The sequence below is a fragment of the Streptomyces beigongshangae genome (genome assembly GCF_019710745.1).
GTDB lineage: Bacteria > Actinomycetota > Actinomycetes > Streptomycetales > Streptomycetaceae > Streptomyces > Streptomyces beigongshangae.
Genome location: NZ_JAHKJW010000063.1, coordinates 1 through 19,128 on the forward strand (window position 1 = coordinate 1; position 19,128 = coordinate 19,128).

The window sequence follows — 19,128 nt, forward strand, 5'->3', positions numbered from 1 at the left end:
GCCGGACCCGCCAAGCCCGCCGAGGCCCGCGGCGCCAGGCCGCGGCGCCGCGGCGCCCAGCCCAAGGTCGTCGCGCTGGGCGGGGGCATGGGGCTGTCCGCCTCGCTCGCCGCCCTGCGCCGCATCACCGGCGACCTCACGGCGGTCGTCACGGTCGCCGACGACGGCGGTTCCAGCGGCCGGCTCCGTGACGAGCTGGGCGTGCTCCCGCCCGGCGACCTGCGCAAGGCCCTGGCCGCGCTGTGCGGCGACGACGACTGGGGCCAGACCTGGGCCCGGGTCATCCAGCACCGCTTCCAGTCCCAGGGCGACCTGCACGAGCACGCGGTCGGCAACCTGCTGATCGTCGCCCTGTGGGAGCAGCTCGGCGACCACGTCCAGGCGCTCGACCTGGTCGGCAGGCTGCTGGGCGCGCACGGCCGGGTGCTGCCCATGTCCGCCGTGCCGCTGGAGCTCCAGGCGCTGGTCAGGGGGCACGACCCGGAGCGGCCCGAGGAGGTCGGCACCGTACGGGGCCAGGCGACCGTGGCGCTCACCCCCGGTGAGGTGCAGTCCGTGCACCTCGTACCGCACGACCCGCCGGCCGTGCCCGAGGCCGTCGCCGCGGTCCTCGACGCGGACTGGGTGGTCCTCGGCCCCGGCTCCTGGTTCTCCTCGGTGATCCCGCACCTGCTGGTGCCCGAGCTGCTCGACGCCCTCACCGAGACGAAGGCGCGCCGGGTCCTCCCGCTGAACCTCGCACCGCAGCCCGGAGAAACCGAGGGCTTCTCCCCGCAGCGTCATTTGGAGGTTTTGGGACGACACGCCCCTAAACTCGCCCTGGACGTGGTGTTGGCCGACGAGGCCGCCGTGCCCGACCGCGAGATACTCGCCGACGCCGCCGAGCGGTTCGGCGCGGCGGTCGAGCTGGCGCCGGTGGCCAGGACCGACGGGACTCCGAGGCACGATCCGGAGTTGTTGGCCGCCGCGTACGACCGTATTTTTCGGATGCATGGAAGGATCGGCCCATGGCGATGACGGCAGCGGTGAAGGACGAGATCTCCCGGCTCCCCGTCACCCGGACCTGCTGCAGAAAGGCGGAGGTCTCCGCCGTGCTGCGGTTCGCGGGCGGCCTTCACCTGGTGAGCGGCCGCATCGTGATCGAGGCGGAGCTGGACACCGCGATGGCGGCACGGCGGCTGAAGCGGGACATCATGGAGATCTTCGGCCACAGTTCCGAGCTGATCGTGATGGCGCCCGGCGGTCTGCGCCGGGGCTCCCGTTACGTCGTCCGGGTGGTCGCCGGCGGTGACCAGCTGGCCCGCCAGACGGGTCTCGTGGACGGTCGCGGCCGCCCGATCCGCGGTCTGCCGCCGCAGGTGGTCTCGGGGGCCACCTGTGACGCGGAGGCGGCCTGGCGCGGGGCCTTCCTCTCCCACGGCTCGCTCACCGAGCCGGGCCGCTCGTCCTCCCTTGAGGTGACCTGCCCCGGGCCGGAGGCCGCCCTCGCCCTGGTGGGCGCCGCCCGCCGGCTGTCGATCGCCGCGAAGGCGCGCGAGGTGCGGGGGGTGGACCGGGTCGTCGTGCGCGACGGCGACGCCATCGGCGCGCTCCTGACCCGGCTCGGCGCGCACGAGTCCGTGCTGGCCTGGGAGGAGCGGCGGATGCGCCGCGAGGTCCGCGCCACCGCGAACCGCCTCGCCAACTTCGACGACGCGAACCTGCGCCGGTCGGCCCGGGCGGCGGTCGCCGCCGGGGCGCGGGTGCAGCGGGCCCTGGAGATCCTCGCGGACGAGGTCCCCGAGCACCTCGCCGCCGCCGGGCGCCTGCGGATGGAGCACAAGCAGGCGTCCCTGGAGGAGCTGGGCGCGCTCGCCGATCCGCCCCTCACCAAGGACGCGGTGGCGGGGCGGATCCGCCGGCTCCTCGCGATGGCGGACAAGCGGGCGCAGGATCTGGGGATTCCGGGCACGGAGTCCAACCTGAGTGACGAGATGGCGGACAACCTGGTCGGCTGACGCCGCCCGGTTGTCCTGGTGTGCCGTTCCCCGCACCCCTGGGCCCCTGGGCGGGGTTCCGCGGGGGTGGTCGGGTGCCGGCCGTCCTGGGCCGGGCGCGCAGTTCCCCGCGCTCCTCGGGCGAGTCGGTCCCGAGGCGGTCGGCGGGGGACCGCCGGTCACCCCCGCCCACCTCAGGGGCGCGGGGAACGGCGCGGGCGACCCCCACCGACCCGCACCCGGCGATCGACCTCACCCACCCCCCCGGGGCCCTCAAATCCCCCCGATCCCCCCCGCCCCACCGTCGGGGACATCCCCTTGACTTGACCATGAAGTGTCATGAGCCTGGCATCTGTTCGCCGCCGTGGCGGACTTCTGCAAGGGGGGCTCATGAGACGAAGAGCGAGATCGATCCTCGCTGCCGGCGCGCTCCTGCTCGGGGCAGTGGCCGTCGCACCCATGGCGCAGGCGGAACCCGGCGCCGCGGCCGGCCCGGGCGCGGACGAGGTCAAGGTGTTCCGTGCGGAGGTCACCGCGGAGCAGGTACCCCTGCTCCTGGCGGCGGGCCAGGACGGTCACGAGCTGAGCGAACGGGTACCGCGGAAGGGCACGGCCTCGGTCGAGGTCTACCTCACCGACAGGCAGGCCGGGCAGCTGGAGGACGAGGGCGTCGACCTCACCGAGCACAGGCTCTCGGCCGGCGCACGCGCGCGCGTGGCGGCCGCGGGGGACGGCGTCTACCGCCCGTACAGCGGCGAGGGCAACCTCCGCGAGGAGATCCTCAGGACGGGACAGCGGCACCCGTCCCTGACGAAGGTCGTCTCCCTCGGGAAGACCGTCCAGGGCCAGGACATCCTGGCCCTCAAGCTCACCAAGGGCGCCAAGAGGACCAAGGACGGCGCCAAGCCCTCCGTGCTCTACCTGTCCAACCAGCACGCCCGTGAGTGGATCACGCCCGAGATGACCCGGCGCCTGATGCACCACTACCTGGACAACTACGGCAAGGACCGGCGCGTCACCGACCTCGTGGACTCCACCGAGCTGTGGTTCGTGCTGTCCGCCAACCCGGACGGCTACGACTGGACGTTCAAGGCCGAGGGCGACCGCCAGTGGCGCAAGAACATGCGCGACGTCAACGGCGACGGGGCCTGGACCACGGGTGACGGCGTCGACCTCAACCGCAACTTCCCCTACAAGTGGGGCTACGACGACGAGGGCTCGTCCCCGTACCCCACGAGCCAGACCTACCGCGGCGCGAGCCCCGGCTCCGAGCCCGAGACCAAGGCGATCGACGCCTTCCAGAAGCGCATCGGCTTCGAGTACGGCATCAACTACCACTCCGCCGCCGAACTGATCCTCTACGGGGTCGGCTGGCAGGTGGCGACCCCCAGCCCCGACGACGTGCTCTACCGGTCCCTCGCCGGCACCCCCGAGAACCCGGCGATACCCGGCTACCGTCCGCAGGTCTCCTCCGAGCTCTACACGACCAACGGCGAGGCCGACGGGCACGCGTCCAACGTCAACGGCACGGCGATGTTCACCCCTGAGATGTCGACCTGCCAGACCGTGTCGGACCTCTACCCGGACGACGCCTGGAACGCGGCCGACTGCGCGTCGGTCTTCACCTTCCCGGACGACGAGAAGCTGATCCAGCAGGAGTTCGCCAAGAACGTCCCGTTCGCGCTCGCCGTCGCCGAGGCGGCCTCCCGGCCCGACCGGCCGAGGTCCCCGGTCGGCGTCGACGCCCCCGACTTCACCCCGGCCCCCTTCGCGACCTCGTACTCCCGCGGCGCCGACCAGGAGGTCTCCGTGGTCGCCCGCAAGTCCGTACGCGACAAGGAGCTCAGGTACCGCGTCGACGGCGGCCGTACGAAGAGCCAGGCGCTCAGGCCCTGGAAGGGCGGCGAGACCTTCGGCGGCGAGGACGACCTCTACTTCGACGAGTACCGCGCGAAGGTACGGGACGGCCGGCCGGGCGAGAAGGTCGAGGTCTGGTTCACCGGCCGGACCCGCGCCGGGAAGCCCACCTCCAGCGAGCACTTCACGTACACGGTCGCCGAACGGCCGGGCGCCGACACGCTGGTCGTCGCCGAGGAGGGCGTCGCGGCGACGAAGGCCCAGGTCTACGTCGACGCCCTGAGGGCCAACGGCCGCAGGGCCGTCGTCTGGGACGTCGCCGCCCGGGGCGCGCCCGACGCGCTCGGCGTCCTGAGCCACTTCAGGACCGTCGTCCATTACACCGGCGCCGACCGCCCCGGTCACACCACCCAGCTGCAGCTGCGCGCCCACCTCAACGAGGGCGGCAAACTGATCGAGGCGGGCGAGCAGGCGGGCGGCCAGGTCGCGCTGCCGGGCGCCCTGACGAACGACTTCAGCCAGTACTACCTCGGCGCCTACACCCGTACGAACACCCCGGGCGCCACGGCCTTCACCGGCTCGGGGAAGCTCGCGGGCGCCGCCGGACCGCTCGGCGACACGCCCGGGAATCCGCTGAACGCGGCGGGTGCCTACAGCGTCACCTCGGACACCCTGCCGGTCGGGCGGTACCCGCAGTTCGCGAGCGCGGGCGCCGGGACGTACCCGGGCACCGTCAACCCGTACGGCCCGTACGAGGGCGTGTCCATGGCGGCCGTCACGCACTCCGACTACGCCTGGAACCGCCTCACCCGCACCGTCGACCTCACCGGGGTGAGCGCGGCCGACGCGCCCGCCCTGCGCACCCGGCTGCTGTGGGACACCGAGGCGGGGTACGACCACGTGGTGCTCGAAGCGCACACGGCCGGGGCCGACGACTGGACCACGCTCCCCGAGAAGGGCGGCGCCACCACCACCGCGGTTCCCGCCGAGTGCGGGGCCGGGTACTTCATCCAGGCGCACCCCGCCCTCCGGCGCTATCTGACCCGGAGCGGGAGCGAGTGCACGCCCACCGGCACGAGCGGCTCCTGGAACAGTCTCACCGGGGCCTCCGACGGCTGGCAGCAGGTCGAGTTCGACCTGTCCGCGTACGCCGGGAGGACGGTCGAGGTGTCGCTGAGCTACCTCAGCGACCCGGGCACCGGCGGACGCGGGGTCCTCGCCGACAACGCCTCCGTCGTGACCGGCGGCACGGCCGGCCCGACCGAGGGCTTCGAGACGTCGCTGGGCGCCTGGCAGGTCCCCGGGCCGCCCGCGGGCAGCCCCGCGGTCGTCCGGGACTGGGGTCTGTCCGGTGAGCTCTTCAAGACGTACGCCGCGGTCACCACGCGGGACACCGTGCTCCTCGGCTTCGGCCTGGAACACGTCACCTCGGCGGCCGACCGCACGGCACTGCTGGGCAGGGCACTGGCCGCCCTGCGCGGCCGACACGGCGGCTGACGCGGCGGCCGACGCGGCGGAAGGGCGTCGAGTCCGCGGGCGGTCCGTACCCCTACTGACGGGTACGGGCCGCTCTGCCGTGTATAGGGGCAGCTCGATGTCACTCCGGGAGCGTCAGGGGGGTAGGGTCGTAAGCGGTCGGGGACATCCCATACAACTCACCGGCATACACAGCCGGCGCACCTGACGAGGAGATCGGTTCGTGACGATCCGCGTAGGCATCAACGGCTTTGGCCGCATCGGTCGTAACTACTTCCGCGCGCTGCTGGAGCAGGGTGCTGACATCGAGATCGTGGCTGTCAACGACCTGGGTGACACCGCGACCACCGCGCATCTGCTGAAGTACGACACCATCCTGGGCCGCCTCAAGGCCGAGGTGTCCCACACCGAGGACACCATCACGGTCGACGGGCACACCATCAAGGTGCTGTCCGAGCGCAACCCCGCCGACATCCCGTGGGGCGACCTCGGTGTCGACATCGTGATCGAGTCGACCGGCATCTTCACCAAGAAGGCCGACGCCGAGAAGCACATCACCGGCGGCGCCAAGAAGGTCCTCATCTCGGCTCCGGCCAAGGACGAGGACATCACCATCGTGATGGGCGTCAACCAGGACAAGTACGACGCGGCCAACCACCACATCATCTCGAACGCCTCCTGCACCACCAACTGTGTGGCGCCGATGGCCAAGGTCCTCGACGAGAACTTCGGCATCGTCAAGGGCCTGATGACGACGGTCCACGCGTACACGAACGACCAGCGGATCCTGGACTTCCCGCACTCGGACCTGCGCCGCGCCCGCGCCGCCGCCGAGAACATCATCCCGACCACCACGGGTGCCGCCAAGGCCACCGCGCTGGTCCTCCCGCAGCTCAAGGGCAAGCTCGACGGCATCGCGATGCGCGTCCCGGTCCCGACCGGCTCGGCCACCGACCTGGTCGTGACCCTGCAGCGCGAGGTCACCAAGGACGAGGTCAACGCCGCGTTCAAGAAGGCCGCCGACGACGGCGACCTCAAGGGCTTCCTGACCTACACCGAGGACCCGATCGTCTCCTCGGACATCGTCGGCGACCCGTCGTCCTGCACCTTCGACTCCTCCCTGACCATGGTCCAGGAGGGCAACTCGGTGAAGATCCTCGGCTGGTACGACAACGAGTGGGGCTACTCCAACCGCCTCGTCGACCTCACGGTCTTCGTCGGCGACCAGCTCTAGGTCCCAGAAGCAGGGCAATCCGTGTGAGCACAGGGCCCGGGCAGCGCAGCGCCGCGCACCCCGGGCCCTGTGGCACGTGCTGAGCGATCAGCCCTCCCGGACACACTCTCCCGGACACAAGAGCCATCCCTAGGAGTCCACTCATGAAGACGATCGACGAACTTCTCGCCGAAGGGGTCGACGGCAGGCGGGTCTTCGTGCGCGCCGACCTGAACGTGCCGCTCGCCGACGGCCGTATCACCGACGACGGCCGCATCCGCGCCGTCCTGCCGACCGTCAGGGCCCTCACCGAGGCGGGCGCCAAGGTGGTCGTCGCCTCGCACCTGGGCCGCCCCAAGGGCGCCCCGGATCCCGCCTTCTCGCTGCGGCCCGCCGCGGAGCGGCTCGGTGAACTCCTCGACGCGCCCGTGGCCTTCGCCCAGGACACCGTCGGCCCCGCCGCCCACGAGGCCGTGGAAGGGCTGGAGCCGGGCCGGGTGGCGGTCGTCGAGAACCTGCGCTTCAACGCCGGCGAGACGTCCGAGGACGACACCGAGCGCGGCCAGTTCGCCGACCGGCTGGCCGCCCTGGCCGACGTCTACGTGGGCGACGGCTTCGGTGCCGTGCACCGCAAGCACGCCTCCGTCTTCGACCTCCCGGCACGGCTGCCGCACTACGCCGGCCATCTCATCGCCACCGAGGTCGGCGTCCTGAAGAAGCTCACCGAGGACGTCGAGCGCCCCTATGTGGTCGCCCTCGGCGGCTCCAAGGTCTCCGACAAGCTCGCCGTCATCGACGAGCTGCTCGGCAAGGCCGACAAGCTGCTCATCGGCGGCGGCATGGCCTTCACCTTCCTCAAGGCCAAGGGGTACGAGATCGGTGCCTCCCTGGTCCAGGACGACCAGCTGCCGGCCGTCCGGGAGTACGTCGAGCGCGCGGAGCGGAACGGCGTCGAGCTGGTCGTCCCCGTCGACGTCGTGGTCGCGGCCGAGTTCCCCGACCTGAAGACCAAGGCGCCGTCCTCCCCGGAGACCGTCGCCGCGGACGCGATCCCGTCCGACCGGATGGGCCTGGACATCGGCCCGGAGTCCGGCAAGCTGTACGCCTCGAAGCTCGCCGACGCGGCCACCGTCTTCTGGAACGGCCCGATGGGCGTCTTCGAGCACCCCGACTACGCCGAGGGCACCAAGGCCATCGCCCGGGCGCTCCTCGACTCCGAGGCCTTCACGGTCGTCGGCGGCGGCGACTCCGCCGCGGCCGTGCGCATCCTGGGCTTCGACGAGAACGCGTTCGGACACATCTCCACCGGTGGCGGCGCCTCCCTCGAATACCTCGAGGGCAGGACGCTCCCCGGTCTCGCCGCACTGGAGGACTGACCCCGCATGACCACTCGCACGCCGCTGATGGCGGGCAACTGGAAGATGAACCTCAACCACCTGGAGGCCATCGCCCACGTCCAGAAGCTCGCCTTCGCCCTGGCCGACAAGGACTACGACGCCTGTGAGGTCGCGGTCCTGCCGCCCTTCACGGACCTGCGCTCGGTGCAGACCCTCGTCGACGGCGACAAGCTCAAGATCAAGTACGGCGCCCAGGACCTCTCGGCGCACGACTCCGGCGCCTACACCGGCGAGATCTCCGGTGCGATGCTGGCCAAGCTCAAGTGCACGTATGTGGCGATCGGCCACTCCGAGCGCCGCCAGTACCACGCCGAGACCGACGAGATCGTCAACGCCAAGGTGAAGGCCGCCCACAAGCACGGCCTCACCCCGATCCTGTGCGTCGGCGAGGAGCTGGAGGTCCGCGAGGCGGGCAACCACGTCGCGCACACGCTCGCCCAGGTCGAGGACGGTCTCAAGGACGTCCCCGCCGAGCAGGCCGAGTCGGTCGTCGTCGCGTACGAGCCCGTCTGGGCCATCGGCACCGGCAAGGTCTGCGGCGCCGACGACGCCCAGGAGGTCTGCGGGGCGATCCGCGGCAAGCTCGCCGAGCTGTACTCGCAGGAAGTGGCCGACGCCGTCCGGATCCAGTACGGCGGCTCGGTGAAGTCCGGCAACGTCGCGGAGATCATGGCGAAGCCCGACATCGACGGCGCCCTGGTCGGCGGCGCGTCGCTGGACGCCGACGAGTTCGTCAAGATCGTCCGGTTCCGCGACCAGTAGGCCGCGCTCCGGAGGGGAACCACCGGCTGCGAGTATGCCGTAGCGGTGTTACGTCGTACCCTTGCGGGGGCCGGGCGGCTTCGTACCCGAAGCGCCGGCCCCCGTCGTCCGTCCAAGTCCGAGGAAGTTGGTCCAGCCGTGGTTATGGGGTTCTCGATCGCCCTGATCGTCTTCAGCCTGTTGCTGATGCTGCTGGTGCTGATGCACAAGGGGAAGGGCGGCGGCCTGTCCGACATGTTCGGCGGCGGCATGCAGTCGTCCGTCGGCGGTTCCTCGGTCGCCGAGCGCAACCTCGACCGCATCACCGTGGTGGTCGGTCTGCTCTGGTTCGCCTGCATCGTGGTGCTCGGCATCCTGATGAAGGTCAACAACTGACCACCGGCCGTCACCGGCACGGCAGCACACCGGTACGGCAGTACGGAAGCACCGCAACACACCGGTACGGCAGCACGGAAGCACCGCAGCACATACGCACCGCGCACAAGCCCATCCCGCACGTAAGGCCCCATGTCCGGTACGCGCCCGCAAGCGCGGCCTATCATGGGGCTTGCGTCCGTGTGCGGAGGTGTAACTCCTATCACTGGACGCGCGTTGGGCCTTACGTAGACTGAGGCGCCCGCAGCGAAGCGTCACGCCGACTCGCTTCGCGGCACCATCACGCAGGGAGTTACGACCGTGGCAAGTGGCAACGCGATCCGGGGAAGCCGGGTCGGAGCGGGGCCGATGGGCGAAGCCGAGCGTGGCGAGTCCGCGCCCCGGCTGCGCATCTCCTTCTGGTGCTCCAACGGGCACGAGACGCAGCCCAGCTTCGCCAGCGACGCGCAGGTCCCCGACACCTGGGACTGCCCGCGCTGCGGCTTCCCCGCCGGACAGGACCGGGACAACCCCCCGGATCCGCCGCGCACCGAACCGTACAAGACGCACCTCGCCTACGTGCGGGAGCGGCGCAGCGACGCGGACGGCGAGGCGATCCTCGCCGAGGCGCTCGCCAAACTGCGGGGCGAGATCTGAGAGTTCGAAGTTCCGGCCGGACACCGAAAGGTATCCGGCCGGTCGCGTCTGTCCGGTCGTGTCTGTGCCCGTACGTGGTACCCGTGCGGCGTATTTTCCGTACGCCCGCAGCCGCCCGGCCTCCGCAGCGCCGTGGTGACGCCCGCGATCGTGCTGATCAATTAGGTTGGGACCGGCAGCGGGGCAAGGTACGCAGCACCGGCAGGAAAGAGGCGGAAGTCCGAGATGAACGCAGAAAGCCGTAGCAGGCTCAACCAGACGCCCGAGTGGACCGCTCTGGCCGAGCACCGGGAGGAACTCGCCCAGACGCACCTGCGCGAGCTGTTCGACCGGAACCCGGGACGCGCCGCCGCCTACAGGCTTCAGGTGGGCGATCTGCACGTCGACTACTCCAAGCACCTGGTCACCGACGAGACGCTCGCGCTGCTGCGGGAGCTGGCGGCGGCGACGGACGTGTCCGGTCTGCGGGACGCGATGTTCCGCGGCGAGCGGATCAACACCACCGAGAACCGCGCGGTCCTGCACACCGCGCTGCGCGCCGCGCGCGACGCGGTGGTGGAGGTGGACGGCGAGAACGTGGTGCCGAAGGTGCACGCCGTGCTGGAGAGGATGGCCGGCTTCGCCGAGCAGGTGCGCTCGGGCGGGTGGAGCGGGCACACCGGCAGGCGGATCAGGAACGTGGTCAACATCGGCATCGGCGGGTCCGACCTGGGACCGGCGATGGCGTACGAGGCGCTGCGGGCCTTCACCGACCGGGATCTGACGGTGCGGTTCGTGTCGAACGTGGACGGGGCCGACCTGCACGAGGCGGTGCGGGACCTGGACCCGGCCGAGACGCTGTTCGTCGTGGCCTCCAAGACGTTCACCACCATCGAGACGATCACCAACGCGACCTCGGCGCGCGCGTGGCTGCTGGACGGGCTGAAGGCCGACCAGGAGGCCGTGGCGCGGCACTTCGTGGCGCTGTCGACGAACGCGGACAAGGTCGCGGACTTCGGCATCGACACGGCCAACATGTTCGAGTTCTGGGACTGGGTCGGCGGGCGCTACTCCTTCGACTCCGCCATCGGCCTGTCGCTGATGATCGCGATCGGCCCGGAGCGCTTCACGGAGCTGCTGGAGGGCTTCCGGCTGGTCGACGAGCACTTCCGCACCGCGCCCGCCGAGGCCAACGTGCCGTTGCTGCTGGGGCTGCTGGGGGTGTGGTACGGCAACTTCTTCGACGCGCAGTCGCACGCGGTGCTGCCGTACTCGCACTACCTGTCGAAGTTCACCGCCTACTTGCAGCAGTTGGACATGGAGTCCAACGGCAAGTCCGTGGACCGTGACGGCGCCCCGGTCGACTGGCAGACCGGCCCGGTGGTGTGGGGCACGCCGGGCACCAACGGGCAGCATGCCTATTACCAGCTCATCCACCAGGGCACGAAGGTGATCCCGGCGGACTTCATCGGCTTCGCCGAGCCGGTCGCCGCCCTGGGCGAGGACCTCAAGGCCCAGCACGACCTGCTGATGGCCAACTTCTTCGCCCAGACGCAGGCGCTGGCCTTCGGCAAGACCCCCGACGAGGTCCGGGGGGAGGGGGTGCCCGAGGAACTGGTGACGCACAAGACGTTCCGCGGCAACCACCCCACGACCACGATCCTGGCCCGCGAACTGACCCCCTCGGTCCTGGGCCAGCTGATCGCCCTGTACGAGCACAAGGTGTTCGTGCAGGGCGCGATCTGGAACATCGACTCCTTCGACCAGTGGGGCGTCGAACTGGGCAAGGTCCTGGCCAAGCGCGTCGAGCCGGCCCTGACCGAGGGCGCCGACGTCCCCGGCCTCGACCCGTCCACCGAGGCACTGGTGGCCACGTACCGGGAGCTGCGCGGCCGCGCGTAGCGGCACGGTGGGCCGGGGCCGGGGCCCGGACGGAGGCCATGGCCCCCGTCCGGGCCCCGGCCCATGACCCGAAGGCGGCTCAGGCGGTGCTGTCCGGGGCCGCCCCGGATTTCGTGTGGAGGATCTCACGGGCCTGGTCCGCGGCGCGGGCGATGCTCTCGGGGACGAAGTCGACGAAGCGTGCGATGTTCTCCAGACGGGCGGCGGCCGGGGTGCCGGGGCCGAGGACGCCCACGCCCTGCCGGGCGATCTCGCCGAGGTGGGCGGTGGCGCGGGCGCCGGCCGTCGTCGACCGGTACAGGACGTCGTCGTCGACCACGTAGCGCTCGCGGCGGCGTTCGTCGCGTTCCCGGCGGATGAGGCCCTGGCTCTCGAGGAACGCGTCCGCCGGGATCAGCAACCAGAAGGGCGACATCCGCATCGCCGAGGCCGTGCGCGGCACGGTCACGCTGCGCACCGAGCACGGCGGGATCTCGGTCGGTGCCGCCCCCGGGGTCTCCGCCTCCCTGGACGCCGGCACCTCCCACGGCCGCATCCGCAACGCGCTCAGGAACGCCGACGGCGCCGCCCTGACCGTCCACGCGACCACCGCCTACGGGGACGTCACCGCCCGCAGCCTGTGAGCGGCCGACCGCGCCCTGCGCCTCCGGCCCGGCCGGGGCCTCGACGGCTTCCGCGTCGACGCCGCCGCGGGCTTCTGCGAGCGCCCGGACCTGGAAAAGACCGCGCGGTTCCCCGCGCCCCCGGAAAAGCCGGAAAACCGGAAAGCCGGAAAAGGGACGCGGGGAACCGCGCGGTCGGTCAGGGTGGGCCCGCACCCGGCGGCCCGCCGTCCGTCAGGACGAGGCCGGCGGGTACAGCGCGCGCGGCAGCCGGGACGCGGCGGGCGCGTCCAGCAGCCACAGCGTGCGGGAGCGGCCGTACGCCCCCGCAGCCGGCGCCTGGATCTCCCCCGCGCCCGACAGCGCGATCGCCGCGGCCTCCGCCTTGTCCTCGCCCGCCGCGAGCAGCCACACCTCGCGGGCCGCCCGGATCGCGGGCAGCGTGAGCGTGATCCGGGTCGGCGGCGGCTTCGGCGCGCCGTGCACCCCGACCACCGTCCGCTCCGTCTCCCGGACCGCGGGCAGCTCGGGGAAGAGCGACGCCACGTGCGTGTCCGGCCCGACGCCCAGCATCAGCACGTCGAAGACCGGGACCGGACCGCCCGCGGCGGCAGCCGCTGATCGCATCGTCTCGGGCCGGGCCGCCTCCGCGAGCTCCGCCGCGTACGCCTCCGCGGCCGCCTCCACGTCCGAGCCCCAGGGGCCGTCCGACGCGGGCATGGCGTGCACGCGCTCCGGATCCAGTGGCACCGAGTCGAGCAGCGCCTCCCGGGCCTGGGTGACATTGCGCTCGGGGTCGCCCTCGGGCAGGAACCGCTCGTCGCCCCACCACAGGTCGAGCCGGCCCCAGTCGACGGCGTCCCGGGCGGGCGCCGCCGCGAGCGCGGCCAGCAGGCCGTTGCCGTTGCGGCCACCGGTCAGCACGACCGAGGCGTACCCGCGCGAGGTCTGCGCGTCCACGACCTTCGTGATGAGCCGGGCCGCCGCGGCCCGGGCCATCAGCTCCTTGTCGCGGTGCACGACCAGCTGGGGGGCGCTCACTGCGGGTCCGCCTTCTTGACCGGGGGCATGTGGGCGGGGGTGGGCCGTGAGGCGTCACCGTCGCCCGCCGTGCCGTCCGCCGGCACGGGCTTCCCGGCCGGCGCCGCGGCGGAGTCCTGCACCGGACGGACCGGGAGCTCGCCGGGGGTCCACGTCGCCGCCTCGGGCCGCTGCGAGGCCGACTGTATGCCGCCCAGCCGGTCCACCCCGAACCGCAGCGCGGACGCGTACGTGTCGTCCGGGTCGAGCCTGCGCAGCTCCTCCGCGAGCAGCTCGGACGTCTCGCGGCGCTTGAGCGCCACCGCGCGGTCCGGCTGGCCGGGCAGCGCCAGCGTGGCCATCGCCCCGTCCGACCGGTGCAGGGTGATGGGGCCGCCGGTCGTCTCCAGGCGCACCTGGGTCAGGCCGGGACCTGCGGAGACGGCGCGCCGCACGTGCACGTGCAGGCGGTCGGCGAGCCACATGGCGAGCAGCTCGACGCTCGGGTTGGCCTCCTCGCCCGCCACCTCGACGGAGACGACCTCGCAGTCGACCTGGTCGAGAGCGGCGGCCAGCATCGAGCGCCACGGGGTGATCCGGGCCCACGCCAGGTCGGTGTCGCCCGGCTCGTAGCTCTCGGCGCGGGCCTTCAGCTCCTCGACGGGCTTCTCCGCCGTGTAGCTGTCGGTGACCCGGCGCTGGCCCAGGGCGCCCAGCGGGTCGCCCGCCGGGTCGCGGGGTGCGTCCACCGACCACCAGACGACGACCGGCGCGTCCGGCAGCAGCAGCGGCAGGACGACGGACTGGGCGTGGTCCGACACCTCGCCGTACAGCCGCAGGACGACCGTCTCGCCGGCGCCGGCGTCCGCGCCGACCCGTACCTCGGCGTCCAGCCGCGATTTCGTGCGGTCGCGGGGGGTGCGCGAGACGCGCTTGATGACGACCAGGGTGCGCGAGGGGTGCTCGCGCGAGGCGTCGTTGGCGGCCTTCAGGGCGTCGTAGGCGTTCTCCTCGTCGGTGACGATGACGAGGGTGAGGACCATGCCGACGGCGGGGGTGCCGATCGCCCGGCGGGCCTGCACGAGCGCCTTGTTGATCTTGCTGGCCGTGGTGTCCGTGAGATCCGTCTTCATGGCCGGCGCCAGCTCCGTCCGTCTCGCTCGAGCATCTGGTCGGCCTCGACGGGCCCCCAGGTGCCCGCGGGGTACTGCGCGGGCCTGCCGTGCTTGTCCCAGTACTCCTCGATCGGGTCGAGGATCTTCCAGGACAGCTCGACCTCCTCGGTGCGCGGGAAGAGGTTCGAGTCGCCCAGCAGGACGTCGAGGATGAGCCTCTCGTACGCCTCGGGGCTGGACTCGGTGAACGACTCACCGTACGCGAAGTCCATCGAGACGTCCCGGATCTCCATGGAGGTGCCGGGCACCTTGGAGCCGAAGCGGACCGTGATGCCCTCGTCCGGCTGGACGCGGAAGACGATCGCGTTCTGGCCCAGTTCCTCCGTCGCCGTGTGGTCGAAGGGGGAGTGCGGGGCGCGCTGGAAGACGACGGCGATCTCGGTGACCCGGCGGCCCAGGCGCTTGCCGGTCCGCAGGTAGAAGGGGACGCCCGCCCAGCGGCGGTTGTCCACCTCCACCTTGATCGCCGCGTAGGTGTCGGTCTTCGACTGGGCGTCGATGCCGTCTTCCTGGAGGTAGCCGACGGCCTTCTCGCCGCCCTGCCAGCCCTCGGCGTACTGGCCGCGGACCGTGTTCGCGCCCAGGTCCGCGGGCAGCCGCACCGCGCCGAGCACCTTGGTCTTCTCGGCGGCGAGCGCGTCCGCGTCGAAGGAGGAGGGCTCCTCCATGGCGGTGAGGGCCATCAGCTGGAGCAGGTGGTTCTGGATGACGTCACGGGCGGCGCCGATGCCGTCGTAGTAGCCGGCGCGGCCGCCGATGCCGATGTCCTCGGCCATGGTGATCTGCACGTGGTCGACGTACGACCGGTTCCAGATCGGCTCGAACATCTGGTTGGCGAAACGCAGCGCCAGGATGTTCTGGACCGTCTCCTTGCCCAGGTAGTGGTCGATGCGGAAGACCTGGTCCGGGGAGAAGACCTCCTCGACGGTGGCGTTGAGGTCCTCGGCCGACCTCAGGTCGTGGCCGAAGGGCTTCTCGATGACCGCGCGGCGCCAGGAGCCGCCGGTCTGGTCGGCGAGGCCGTGCTTCTTCAGCTGCTGGATGACCACCGGGAACGCGGACGGCGGCACGGACAGGTAGAAGGCGAAGTTGCCGCCCGTGCCCTGCGCCTTGTCCAGCTCACCGATGGTGTCGCGCAGCCGCTCGAACGCGTCGTCGTCGTCGAAGGTGCCCTGGACGAAGCGCATCCCCTGGATGAGCTGCTGCCAGACCTCCTCGCGGAACGGTGTGCGGGCGTGCTCCTTGACGGCGTCGTGGACCTCCTGGGCGAAGTCCTCGTTCGCCCACTCGCGGCGCGCGAAGCCGACGAGCGAGAAGCCCGGCGGCAGCAGACCGCGGTTGGCCAGGTCATAAACAGCAGGCATAAGCTTTTTACGGGACAAATCGCCCGTGACCCCGAAGATGACGAGGCCCGACGGCCCCGCGATACGCGGGAGCCGTCGGTCCGCCGGGTCACGCAGCGGATTGCTGCTCGACAAGATTTCAGCCCTCCGAGGGGGCGAGGCGCTTGAGCTCGGCCTCGGTCGACTTGAGCAGGTCGTTCCAGGCGCTCTCGAACTTCTCGACGCCCTCGTCCTCCAGGAGCTGGACCACCTCGTCGTACGAGATCCCGAGCTTCTCGACCGCGTCGATCTCGGCGCGGGCCTGCTCGTACGTACCGGTGACGGTGTCGCCGGTGATGTCGCCGTGGTCCTCGGCGGCGAACAGCGTCGCCTCCGGCATGGTGTTCACCGTGTTCGGCGCGACCAGGTCGTCGACGTACAGGGTGTCCTTGTAGGCCGGGTCCTTGACGCCGGTCGAGGCCCACAGCGGACGCTGCTTGTTGGCCTGCGCCTTGTCCAGGGCGGCCCAGCGCTCCGAGGAGAAGACCTCCTCGTACGCCTGGTAGGCGAGCCGGGCGTTGGCGAGGCCCACCTTGCCGCGGGCGGCCTTGGCCTCGTCGGTGCCGAGGGCGTCCAGTCGCTTGTCGATCTCGGTGTCCACCCGGGACACGAAGAAGGACGCCACCGAGTGGATGGTGGAGAGGTCGAGGCCGGCGGCCTGGGCCTTCTCCAGACCCTCCAGGTACGCGTCCATGACCTTGCGGTAGCGCTCCAGGGAGAAGATCAGCGTGACGTTGACGCTGATGCCCCGGGCGATCGTCTCGGTGATCGCGGGCAGGCCGGCCTCGGTCGCCGGGATCTTGATGAGCGTGTTCGGCCGGTCGACGAGCCAGGCGAGCTGCTTGGCCTCGGCGACGGTCGACTTCGTGTTGTGCGCCAGGCGCGGGTCGACCTCGATCGAGACGCGGCCGTCCTGGCCCTGCGTCGCGTCGAAGACCGGCCGCAGGATGTCGGCGGCGTCCCGGACGTCCGCCGTCGTGATCATGCGGATGGCCTCTTCGACGCTGACCCCGCGGGCGGCGAGGTCCGACAGCTGCTGGTCGTAGCCGTCGCCCTGCGAGATGGCCTTCTGGAAGATGGAGGGGTTGGTGGTGACGCCGACGACGTGCTGCTGGTCGATCAGCTCGGCGAGGTTGCCGGACGTGATCCGCTTGCGCGACAGGTCGTCCAGCCAGATCGCGACGCCCTCTTCGGAGAGGCGCTTCAGTGCGTCTGTCATGGGAAATGCATCTCCTACGTGTCGTATGTAAGCGTCAGCGCTGGGCTGCGGCGATCGATTCCCGGGCGGCGTCCGCGACGTTCTCGGCGGTGAAGCCGAACTCCTGGAAGAGGACCTTGCCGTCGGCCGAGGCACCGAAGTGCTCCAGGGAGACGATGCGGCCCGCGTCCCCGACGAAACGGTGCCAGGTCAGGCCGATGCCGGCCTCGACCGCGACCCGCGCCCGGACGGACGGGGGAAGCACCGCGTCCCGGTACTCCTGGTCCTGCTCGTCGAACCACTCCACGCACGGCACGGACACGACCCGCGTCGGGGTGCCCTCCTCCTGGAGCCGCTCACGGGCCTCGACGGCCACGTGCACCTCGGAGCCGGTGGCGAGCAGGACGACCTCGGGCTCGGCACTCCGCCCGTCGGCACCCTCGGCCTCGAAGAGCACGTACGCGCCCTTGGCCGTGTCCTCGTTGGCGGCGTACGTCGGGACGCCCTGGCGGGTCAGCGCCAGACCGTGCGGGTTGCCCTCGCCGAAGACCTTGGTGTAGCGGCGCAGGATCTCGCGCCACGCGAGCGCGGTCTCGTTGGCGTCGGCCGGGCGCACGACGTTCAGCCCGGGGATGGCGCGCAGCGAGGCCAGGTGCTCGACCGGCTGGTGGGTCGGGCCGTCCTCGCCGAGTCCGATGGAGTCGTGCGTCCACACGTACGTCACCGGCAGGTGCATCAGCGCCGACAGGCGGACGGCGTTGCGCATGTAGTCCGAGAACACCAGGAAGGTGCCGGCGTAGATGCGGGTGTTGCCGTGCAGCGCGATGCCGTTCATCTCCGCGGCCATGGAGTGCTCGCGGATGCCGAAGTGGATCGTGCGGCCGTACGGGTCGGCCTGCTCCAGCGGGTTGTCCGCCGGGAGGAACGACGACGTCTTGTCGATCGTCGTGTTGTTCGAGCCCGCGAGGTCGGCCGAGCCGCCCCACAGCTCGGGGATGACGGCGCCGAGGGCCTGGAGCACCTTGCCGGACGCGGCACGGGTGGCGACGCCCTTGCCGGTCTCGAAGACCGGGACCTTCTCCTCCCAGCCGGCCGGCAGCTCGCCCGCGGCGAAGCGGTCGAACTCGGCGGCGCGCTCCGGGTTGGCGCTGCGCCACTCGGCGAAGCCCTTCTCCCACTCGGCCTTGGCCTCGCGGCCGCGGTCGAGCGCTTTGCGCGCGTGCGCCAGCACCTCGTCGGCGACCTCGAAGGTCTTCTCCGGGTCGAAGCCGAGGACGCGCTTGGTGGCCGCGACCTCGTCGTCGCCGAGCGCCGAGCCGTGCGCGGCCTCGGTGTTCTGCGCGTTCGGGGCGGGCCAGGCGATGATCGAGCGCATCGCGATGAACGACGGCTTGTCCGTGACCGCCTTCGCGGCCTCGATCGCGGCGTACAGGGCGGCCGGGTCGAGGTCGCCGCTCTCCTGCGGCTCCACGCGCTGCACGTGCCAGCCGTACGCCTCGTACCGCTTCACCGTGTCCTCGGACACGGCGGTCTCGGTGTCGCCCTCGATCGAGATGTGGTTGTCGTCCCACAGCAGGACCAGGTTGCCGAGCTTCTGGTGGCCGGCCATCGAGGACGCCTCGGCGGAGATGCCCTCCTGCAGGCAGCCGTCACCGGCGATCGCGTAGATGAAGTGGTCGAACGGGGAGGTGCCGGGGGCGGCCTCCGGGTCGAAGAGACCGCGCTCGTAGCGGGCGGCCATCGCCATGCCCACCGCGTTGGCGACGCCCTGGCCGAGCGGCCCGGTCGTCGTCTCCACGCCGCGGGTGTGCCCGTACTCGGGGTGCCCCGGGGTCTTCGAGCCCCATGACCTGAAGGACTTCAGGTCGTCCAGCTCCAGGCCGAAGCCGGCCAGGTACAGCTGGGTGTAGAGGGTCAGGGACGAGTGGCCCGCGGACAGCACGAAACGGTCGCGGCCGGTCCATTCGGGGTCCGCCGGGTCGTGCCGCATCACCTTCTGGAAGAGGGTGTACGCGGCGGGTGCCAGACTCATCGCCGTACCCGGATGGCCGTTCCCGACCTTCTGTACTGCGTCGGCGGCCAGGATGCGGGCGGTGTCGACGGCCCGCTGGTCCAGTTCGGTCCACTCGAGGTCCGTTGTGGTCGGCTTGGTGCTCACCCTGGGTCAGGGCTCCTCTC

At 71.5% G+C, this 19,128-nt stretch carries 14 protein-coding genes and 2 pseudogenes; 10 read left to right on the forward strand and 6 right to left on the reverse strand.

Annotation, left to right across the window (positions count from 1 at the left end; genetic code table 11):
- The 9 genes from KM933_RS32660 to pgi all read left to right on the forward strand — a co-directional run.
- Window positions 1–1,017: gluconeogenesis factor YvcK family protein (locus tag KM933_RS32660; RefSeq protein ID WP_221359147.1), on the forward strand; the 1,017-nt coding region annotated here is incomplete at its 5' end.
- Complete coding sequence (whiA, locus tag KM933_RS32665) at window positions 1,008–1,997, forward strand: DNA-binding protein WhiA (RefSeq protein WP_221359149.1); 990 nt, start codon at window positions 1,008–1,010, stop codon at window positions 1,995–1,997. The genes KM933_RS32660 and whiA, both read left to right, overlap by 10 nt.
- A 369-nt stretch (window positions 1,998–2,366) precedes the next feature.
- A complete protein-coding gene (locus KM933_RS32670; protein ID WP_221359151.1) occupies window positions 2,367–5,330 on the forward strand; it encodes a M14 family metallopeptidase in 2,964 nt (987 codons plus the stop codon).
- Window positions 5,331–5,532: 202 nt separating this feature from the next.
- Complete coding sequence (gene gap / locus KM933_RS32675; RefSeq protein ID WP_221359153.1) at window positions 5,533–6,543, forward strand: type I glyceraldehyde-3-phosphate dehydrogenase; 1,011 nt, start codon at window positions 5,533–5,535, stop codon at window positions 6,541–6,543.
- Window positions 6,544–6,686: 143 nt separating this feature from the next.
- Window positions 6,687–7,898 (forward strand): phosphoglycerate kinase, encoded by a 1,212-nt coding sequence (locus KM933_RS32680; protein WP_221359155.1) that lies wholly within the window; start codon window positions 6,687–6,689, stop codon window positions 7,896–7,898.
- Between the two features lie 6 nt (window positions 7,899–7,904).
- Window positions 7,905–8,681, forward strand: a complete 777-nt coding sequence (gene tpiA, locus KM933_RS32685; RefSeq protein WP_221359157.1) for a triose-phosphate isomerase — start codon at window positions 7,905–7,907, stop codon at window positions 8,679–8,681.
- Between the two features lie 144 nt (window positions 8,682–8,825).
- Window positions 8,826–9,056, forward strand: coding sequence for a preprotein translocase subunit SecG (gene secG / locus KM933_RS32690; protein WP_009300451.1), 231 nt, complete (start codon window positions 8,826–8,828; stop codon window positions 9,054–9,056).
- A 300-nt stretch (window positions 9,057–9,356) separates the two neighbouring features.
- Window positions 9,357–9,692 (forward strand): RNA polymerase-binding protein RbpA, encoded by a 336-nt coding sequence (locus KM933_RS32695; RefSeq protein ID WP_003957010.1) that lies wholly within the window; start codon window positions 9,357–9,359, stop codon window positions 9,690–9,692.
- Window positions 9,693–9,917: 225 nt separating this feature from the next.
- Window positions 9,918–11,573, forward strand: coding sequence for a glucose-6-phosphate isomerase (gene pgi / locus KM933_RS32700; RefSeq protein WP_221359159.1), 1,656 nt, complete (start codon window positions 9,918–9,920; stop codon window positions 11,571–11,573).
- Window positions 11,574–11,652: 79 nt separating this feature from the next.
- On the opposite strand, the pseudogene KM933_RS32705 reads toward pgi, so the two are convergent.
- Window positions 11,653–11,961, reverse strand: a pseudogene (locus tag KM933_RS32705) (MarR family transcriptional regulator); the annotation flags it as partial.
- On the opposite strand from KM933_RS32705, the pseudogene KM933_RS32710 reads away from it, so the two are divergent.
- Window positions 11,960–12,196 (forward strand): annotated as a pseudogene (locus KM933_RS32710) (DUF4097 family beta strand repeat-containing protein); the annotation flags it as partial. The pseudogenes KM933_RS32705 and KM933_RS32710 sit on opposite strands and share 2 nt — an antisense overlap.
- Window positions 12,197–12,409: 213 nt before the next feature.
- On the opposite strand, the gene pgl reads toward KM933_RS32710, so the two are convergent.
- Genes pgl through tkt form a run of 5 tightly spaced genes read right to left on the reverse strand, consistent with a single transcriptional unit; the run spans window position 12,410 to window position 19,108 of the window.
- On the reverse strand, window positions 12,410–13,216 hold the full coding sequence (gene pgl, locus KM933_RS32715) for a 6-phosphogluconolactonase (protein WP_221359161.1): 807 nt from the start codon (window positions 13,214–13,216) through the stop codon (window positions 12,410–12,412).
- The gene (opcA, locus tag KM933_RS32720) at window positions 13,213–14,328 is read right to left on the reverse strand and encodes a glucose-6-phosphate dehydrogenase assembly protein OpcA (RefSeq protein WP_221359163.1); all 1,116 of its coding nucleotides are present in this window, start codon (window positions 14,326–14,328) and stop codon (window positions 13,213–13,215) included. Before opcA ends, pgl begins: the two co-directional genes overlap by 4 nt.
- Window positions 14,325–15,851, reverse strand: a complete 1,527-nt coding sequence (gene zwf / locus KM933_RS32725) for a glucose-6-phosphate dehydrogenase (RefSeq protein ID WP_308013617.1) — start codon at window positions 15,849–15,851, stop codon at window positions 14,325–14,327. The genes opcA and zwf overlap by 4 nt, the downstream gene beginning before the upstream one ends.
- A gap of 1 nt (window position 15,852) precedes the next feature.
- Window positions 15,853–16,971 carry a transaldolase gene (gene tal / locus KM933_RS32730; protein ID WP_221359167.1) on the reverse strand — a complete coding sequence of 373 codons (1,119 nt, stop codon included), beginning with the start codon at window positions 16,969–16,971 and terminating at the stop codon, window positions 15,853–15,855.
- Window positions 16,972–17,005: 34 nt separating this feature from the next.
- Window positions 17,006–19,108 carry a transketolase gene (gene tkt / locus KM933_RS32735; protein WP_221359169.1) on the reverse strand — a complete coding sequence of 701 codons (2,103 nt, stop codon included), beginning with the start codon at window positions 19,106–19,108 and terminating at the stop codon, window positions 17,006–17,008.
- Between the last annotated feature and the right edge of the window lie 20 nt (window positions 19,109–19,128).